This window comes from Epibacterium ulvae, from assembly GCF_018678075.1.
Lineage (GTDB): Bacteria > Pseudomonadota > Alphaproteobacteria > Rhodobacterales > Rhodobacteraceae > Epibacterium > Epibacterium ulvae_A.
Genome location: NZ_JAHHIR010000040.1, coordinates 55349 through 62386, shown reverse-complemented (window position 1 = coordinate 62386; position 7038 = coordinate 55349). Strand labels below are relative to the sequence as shown.

Annotated in this window: 4 protein-coding genes and 2 pseudogenes; 3 read left to right on the top strand and 3 right to left on the bottom strand. The window is 51.9% G+C overall.

What is annotated here, in order from left to right; translation table 11 throughout:
* Together KMP13_RS12170 and KMP13_RS12165 are read left to right on the top strand one after the other, a co-directional pair.
* Positions 1 to 251: pseudogene (locus KMP13_RS12170) on the top strand (IS5/IS1182 family transposase); the annotation flags it as partial.
* Positions 252 to 343: 92 nt separating this feature from the next.
* Entirely contained in the window at positions 344 to 1819 is a 1476-nt protein-coding gene (locus KMP13_RS12165; protein WP_251363826.1) for a recombinase family protein, read from the top strand.
* Positions 1820 to 2145: 326 nt separating this feature from the next.
* Here KMP13_RS12165 and KMP13_RS12160 read toward each other — a convergent pair whose 3' ends face one another.
* The 3 genes from KMP13_RS12160 to KMP13_RS12150 are packed head-to-tail and all read right to left on the bottom strand — an operon-like array spanning position 2146 to position 5464.
* Positions 2146 to 3747, bottom strand: a complete 1602-nt coding sequence (locus tag KMP13_RS12160; protein WP_215266125.1) for a hypothetical protein — start codon at positions 3745 to 3747, stop codon at positions 2146 to 2148.
* The gene (locus KMP13_RS12155; protein WP_215266124.1) at positions 3717 to 5255 is read right to left on the bottom strand and encodes a recombinase family protein; all 1539 of its coding nucleotides are present in this window, start codon (positions 5253 to 5255) and stop codon (positions 3717 to 3719) included. The genes KMP13_RS12160 and KMP13_RS12155 overlap by 31 nt, the downstream gene beginning before the upstream one ends.
* Positions 5252 to 5464, bottom strand: coding sequence for a hypothetical protein (locus KMP13_RS12150; protein WP_215266123.1), 213 nt, complete (start codon positions 5462 to 5464; stop codon positions 5252 to 5254). The genes KMP13_RS12155 and KMP13_RS12150 overlap by 4 nt, the downstream gene beginning before the upstream one ends.
* Before the next feature lie 437 nt (positions 5465 to 5901).
* Between KMP13_RS12150 and KMP13_RS20930 the strand changes: the two are divergent.
* Positions 5902 to 6975, top strand: a pseudogene (locus KMP13_RS20930) (recombinase family protein); the annotation flags it as partial.
* Between the last annotated feature and the right edge of the window lie 63 nt (positions 6976 to 7038).

Below are 7038 nucleotides of genomic sequence, written 5' to 3'. Positions count from 1 at the left end.
CGAGCGCCGGCGCGATCGCCAGAAACGAAGCGGTCAATGCTTCGAGATACCTGGGCCGTGCGCTATGGAGGCGATGGAGCGGATACCACCGCAGAAGCCGCGTCGAAACGAAGATGCATTGCTTGAAGCTGATGGGCCAAGGCCTCATGGCGCGGGACTTCGACCGGCAGGTCGCGGAGATCCAAATCCGTGTTGCAGTCCTCAACCAGTACACCACTCTTGGTATACCCATCACGGAGCCCGAAGGATAGGGGTATCTCCTTCAAGGCTACTATCCCCGCAGCTTGCACCATCCATCCGATCAGCGCTGCCGCGATTACCTCATGTTTCGAGCGTCGCTCAATTGAAGAAGGGTGACGGGCTGGCGTCGCAAGAAAGCCGTTGTCGCGAATATGCGCGGTATAAGGGCTATGAGGTGCTTGAGGTCTTCAATGACAACAAATCAGGTGGTGATGCGGATCGTCCTGCCATGATTGCGCTGCTGGCGTATTTGAAAGCGCAAAAGGAAACCTGCGTTGTCATCATCGACGACATCAACCGCTTTGCACGGGATGTGGTTGGGCATTGGCAACTACGCGCGCTGCTGGCCGAAGCGGGTGGCAAGCTGGAAAGCCCATCAATTGAGTTTGGCGAGGACAGTGACAGCATTCTGGTGGAGAACCTGCTGGCATCTGTGTCCCAACACCAACGTCAGAAAAACGGAGAGCAAACGAAGAACCGTATGCGGGGGCGTGCGCTTAATGGGTATTGGGTGTTCCGTGCGCCGATTGGCTATAAATACGAGCGCGTTGCGGGGCATGGCAATATGCTGGTGCGGGATGAACCTTTGGCGTCCATCATCCAAGAGGCCTTGGAAGGCTTTGCCTTTGGGCATTTTGAAACACAGGCCGAAGTGAAGCGGTTTCTGGAATCCAAACCTGCGTTCCCGAAAGACTTCGCCGATGGTACGATCCGTTTTGAACGGATTATCCGCCTGATGACCCGCACGCATTTTGCGGGTTACATCGAAATTCCTGAGTGGGATGTGTCACTTCGCAAAGGCCATCATGAAGGTCTGATCTCATTGGAGACCCATGAATTGATCCAACAACGGATCAAGGACGGGGCCAGAGCGCCCGCTCGCAAGGATATCAACGCGGATTTCCCTCTACGGGGGTTCGTGTGCTGCGATGATTGCAACACGCCTCTGACGGCCTGCTGGTCCACCAGCAAATCGGGAAAGAAACATCCGTATTACCTCTGCCACGCCAAAGGATGCCCAAGCTATCGCAAATCGATCCGTCGTGATGTGCTCGAAGGTGAGTTTGACGAATTGATGCAAAGCCTCAAACCATCCGAGGGCATGTTTGCCATGGCGTCAAAGATGTTCAAAGACGCTTGGGGACAACGTGCAGGACAAATGGAGGCTGACAAGCGCCTGATCCGCACGGAGCGCAACAGGTTGGATAGGCAAATCGAAGGCCTCTTGGATCGTGTTGTGGACGCGGATAGCCCAACCCTGATTACCGCCTACGAGAAGCGCATCGAAAAGATGGAGCGTGAGAAGCTGATTTTAGACGAAAAACTGCAAAACCAAGGAAAGCCAATGCACACCTTCGAGCAAATGTTCGAACACGCCCTGCAATTCCTGTCAAACCCTTGGAAAATCTGGAAAAGTGGCAATCTGATCGCTCAACGCACCGTCCTAAGACTGGCCTTTGCAGAACAAATTACCTATGCGCGAAATGAAGGACTTCGAACACCAAAAACCACCTTGCCATTCAAGATGTTAGAGGGGTTTTCTTGCCAAAGTAAGATAATGGCGGGCCGAATGGGATAAAAGTGCGAACTGGTATACCATTGTTATTAAAGGGCCTTTCAGCTGGTCCGACCCGAGACTGAACTCTCTCTCGCCACAGCGGCGGTTGGCTGAGAAGCTTGTGCAATCATTTGCCTCTGGCCAGTGCAAAGACGAGGAGACCTTTCCCAGGAGCAAAATTGTTGAACTTGTAAAAACCAAAACAGGCGTAAACCATAAGCAAGCCTCAAATGCAGTCGACAAGGCGTTCTTGTGGGTGGTCCATGGTCGTTCTAACGGAAAAAGGTAGCTATCTTCACTTGGTGCATAGGTTTCCACAGGATTTTATGGATGGGCGAACCTTCGATTTACTCAGCAGCTTCTGAGGCGGCACTCTCTCGGTTAGGAAAGATGGGATCTCCTTTGTTGGCGAATGAAAGGCTCGCAGCTTCAAGGAAATTCTGATTTCGAACCTTTGCATCTCTAACGAGTTCCTTCCACTCAATGACCTCCATTGTCCCGCGGAATTCACCACCAAGATAGGTGAACTTGCCTCTCCCACTTGGCGAGTCATTCCATCCCTGTGTGTCGGTCTTTATGTCCCCCACGAGGTCGGCAATGATATAGCAATGGAAGACTACATCCTTGGAAAGCTCGATTAGTTCGCCGTTGTATGAGCGGATTTTTCCTTCTTTGAGCTGACCCATGTATTTGTTCATCTGCCGACCGATGACATAGCCATCTTTGTATGAAGATCTTTCTGGTTTCTTGAACTCCACCAGCATGACCCGCTCCAACCGGTCTTCCGAACCCAAACCGAGTCCGTGGACTTTGTCCCAGATCATGAGATCGACGCGGTCCTTTCCGTCATCATCCATGAAATCTCTAATTTGAGCATCAGAAGCGAAGTATTTTGCCGGAGCAAGTCGTTCATCCAACAACCAAAGATCATGCGAGACCGGTTCCGTCCTCGCAGGATCTCCTCCAACCACTCGCATTGGGCAAATCAACTGATGAAATGTGTCCTCCAGGTGTGTTTCAAACTTTCCGTTCAAAATTCTGACCTTACCCAAAAGAGCGTGAAGGATCTCGATGATGAATTTCCGCCGAAGGACATATTCCATGAGCTGCCGGTTTTCATCTCGCGTTGCCTCCTCCGCAGCAAGCCGAATCTCCTCGGCCAAATCGGGCTTCACCTCATCATCTGAGGTCAGCTTGTCCAACACGGATTGCACAAGTTCACGGCGGTTCTTATCAGCGCGAATTTTGTGTGGTATCAGAGATTTAGCAAACGCTTCATGCGTGTCAGCGTTGACTGGTGTTTTGCCGAGTAGAGCTTGAGGGGCCTCAAATCCAAAACTTGGATAGTGGTCGACAAAATCTTCGAGTTGGCCCAGCCGATATGTCTCATAGCTCGAAACTTCTTGCTCGATAATTTCTTCCTTGGCCTTTTGGACACACTCTTTAGTCAGATCCTCGGCCACCTTCTCGGAAAAGTTGAACTGAGTTCTCTCCTGGTTGACACGCTCATCAAGAAAAGTGCCGGAAACGCAGACATGCAAAACGCTATCGTGAGCGTCACCCACCCTTCTTACCCCAATCAATCCATCGATTTTTCTTGTCTGAACCGTACGTCCAGAGGAAACCAAATGCATCTGATGACTACCATCAAGATCAGCGCTTGCGTCGGGTTTCATGATGTATCCATCAATCGTCAGCTCACCAAATTTCTCTGACGCCAGCGTTACACTCGGTCGTTTCTCAACCAGCATATCTTCCACCGTGCCCGGGAACTCAGCTGTTTTTCCCTCGAATGTAACGGACATCGCAGGAGCCTTCCCCAAGAGGAAGTCGGCAAGAAAGTGTGAGCCGAAGTGCTTGATTGTGGCCGCATACTGGTGCGGCATTGATGTCGCATATGAGTTGCTACGCAAGCCCTTCAAAGTAACGACCGTACCTGTGTCAGCCACACCAGAAACTTCAACCAAGTTCTCGTTGTATATCGGATCCTCACCACCAAATCCGAAATCGAAGGATCTCTTGAAGAGCTTTTCATTCTCTCGGAAAATGCTCTCCACATGGATATTCGAAAAGGCATCAAGCCACAGAAGTCGACCAACCCCCTTGCCACCTCGCTCGATCTTATAATCGGTGTCGGTCGTACAAAATGCCTGGAATCGTTTGGCATCCAAGCCCACACCATTGTCGGCCACGGTAACTGTGTACTCGTTACTATTCTTCGTCTGGCTGAACTCGACAATGATTTGCCCCTTTTCATGGGCTTGTTTTCCCCAGATATCGAAAATCGCGTGCATCCCATTGCTGACAGCTTCAAATACAGGCTGCAGAGCACAGCTTGGCTTCGCTCGGTATCATCGAGTGCCAGGATCAGCGTATCAGTCACGATTTTGTCGAGCTCCTCCATCGGTACATTTTGCCCTTGGCACACAGATTTGCCTTTACGCTTGTGATTGCTGCAGGTGTAGTATCGATACCGGTTACTCTTTCCAGTCGCCAAAACCATGCCGCCCCCGCAGTGGCCACAGCGGGCTGTGCCGGTGAGCAGGACCGGGCTACTGACTTGTCGGGGGGCCTTAAGGATTGGATGGTGTTCGCGCAGTCGCGCCTGGACCTTGTCGAAGGTAGGAGCATCTATAATCGCTGGCACCTTCACGATGACCTGTGAATCCTTTGGCTTCTTCTTCCCAAAGAGGTAATCCCCTACATATACTGCATCGGTCAGAAGCCGGTGAAGTTGACCCGTGGTCCAGTTCCTCCCTCTCCGAGAATGACCATGAGAGTTCATCCATTGCGCTACTTTCTTCACGCCCATGGGGCCGGTTTTGCCGTCACCGTCGAGATATAATGTGAAGATCAGCCGCACGTCCTCAGCTTCGTTAGGGTCTACCGCCAGTTTTTTCTTTACCTTCTTCCCCCGCATACCGGCGACAGCCGCGACGTAGCCAAAGGGCGGTAAACCCCCATTCCAGAAGCCGTGCTCGGCGTTGAACTTCATGGTTCTCGTGACATGCTTGGCGATTTCGTTCGATGTATACTCATCGAACACATTGATCATTTGGCGAAGCAGGCCACCTGTAGGTGAATCTTCGATGGGCTGCGTGATGCTGACGATCTGCACACCGAGTTTTTCCAGCTCTCTCCAAAGCCATTCAGCTTCGTAGGATTCCCGCGCCAAACGACTGAAGGAATGCACAATCAGCAGATTGATCGTCACAGTACCGGACTTGATTATGTCCAATATCTCACCCAGAGAACGCCCGTCCAATGAACGTCCAGAACGGGCATCAGAGAATTCATGCGCGACAGCGATCCCCGCCTGTCGACAGTGTTTTCGCATGCTCTCCATCTGATCAGGAATGGATAGATCCGATTTAGCCTGCTCGGCTGATGACACTCTGGCGTAAAGGATCGCGTTAAGCTGGGTACCAGGGAAGTCTTGGCCGAAGGGATGACTCATTTACGCCCCCCCTTCTTGTCATTCAGCAGATCACTCATATCCTTTTGGTAAAAGGTTTCGAGCGCACGGATCTCCTCTTCTGTCACGAACCGAACCGACTTGAGTTCATTCACGACAAAAAACCGGGACGTTTCCCTGAAACGGCTTTTCTGTATCCTCGCGCCCGCCGAAAGCGCGTCTTTCGGCAGATCATGTGTGTATTCAGACATTGTGTCTCATCTCCATAGCTTTGGCGTTCCAGCCGAAGCCGGTTCGCTGTTGACTAATGAGACCGACCGATCGGCAGGCCCCAGTGCAGGAAGAATCCTGCTCAAGAGATGGACACATTGGCATCGCCGTTGTGCGCCAGTTAGTTGGCCTCAGGCTACAAGCCATTCAAGCCCCACAACAAGCTGTTTTTTTTAGATTTTTGCTCTTCGGATTTCGTGATTTCGGCCAACGCACGCGCGCGTTGGAGCACTGAGCCTGGAGCTTTTTCTTGGTGCGTTCAAATTGAAATGCACCAAGAAAATGCATCCAGCGCTAAGGGCTCAATGGGAACAAACGCGAACATTCGCTTGAACCTTGATTCGTACACTGGCTATTGTTGGAGCCGATCCAGCACACATTTTTCGCCTCGAACGCGATTCCATGGAAGGGTATTACCGTGCAAAAGCAGTTTGTCGCCTCACCAGGCAGCCGCGCCGTTATTTATCTGAGAGTTTCGACAGGCAAGCAGGCCCAAAAAGATCTTTCCATTCCAGATCAGCGCAAACAGCTCAAGGCATATTGCAAGCATAGCGCTTACAGCATCGTCGGTGAGTTCAAAGACGTCAAGAGTGGCACAACCGACAAGCGGCCAGGCTTTCAAGCCATGGTCGATGCCATCCTTTATGGCGGACTTGAGTGTGAACTTATTGTCGTTCATTCCTATAGCCGTTTTTTCCGGGATCAGGTCGTCGGCGAACTCTACATCAGATCGTTGGCCAAGCGAGGTGTTCGTGTGGTCAGCCTGACTCAGCAAACCGATGAAAGCCCTGAAGGCAATTTGATGCGGCGCATCCTGGCTATTTTCGATGAATATCAATCACTGGAGACAGCAAAACATGTCAGGCGCAGCCTCCACGAAAACGCCCTGCAGGGTTTCTGGAACGGCGGCAACACGCCCTTCGGGTACAAAGTTGTGGAAGTCGAACGGCGCGGAAAGACCCGGAAAAAAGGTTTGGTGCTTGATGAACGCGATGCAAGCGTGGTGCGTCGCATGTTCGATCTTGCTCTCAAGGGTGACGGGTCTTCCGGCCCCATGGGCATCAAGGCAATCGCATGCTGGCTCAATGAGAGAGGGTATCGCACGAGAAGAGGCAATAAATGGGGCGTGAGCGGTGTTCATCGCCACCTTACCGATCTGACATATACTGGCGAGTTTACGTTCCGCAGCGGAGAAAATGGAGGTGTGGAAATCCCGCTCCGAGTGCCGGCCATCGTTTCCGAAGATGAATTCCTGCAGTTGCGCGATTTCCTTGATGCCAGGAACCCGAAGAAGACCCCACCGAGAGTCGTGACCGGCGATGTCCTACTAACGGGTCTCGTTACGTGTCCGCATTGCGGCAATGGGATGACCACGCAAACAGGAAAGGGTGGTCGCTATCGCTACTACTCCTGTTCCAATCATATGCGTACGGGTAAGTCAGGTTGCCAAGGTCACCGTGTACCCATGGGCGCACTTGACGAGCTGGTTCTTCAGCATGTTCGAGCAGATCTGCTTACCTCCGAGAAGGCGAACGCACTTCTCGACCCATTGCGC

What these genes read in the sequence shown, in the direction of transcription:
- KMP13_RS12155 (WP_215266124.1), bottom strand. Translation starts at nt 5,255, where the DNA reads ATGAGTCATCCCTTCGGCCAAGACTTCCCTGGTACCCAGCTTAACGCG.
- KMP13_RS12150 (WP_215266123.1), bottom strand. Translation starts at nt 5,464, where the DNA reads ATGTCTGAATACACACATGATCTGCCGAAAGACGCGCTTTCGGCGGGC.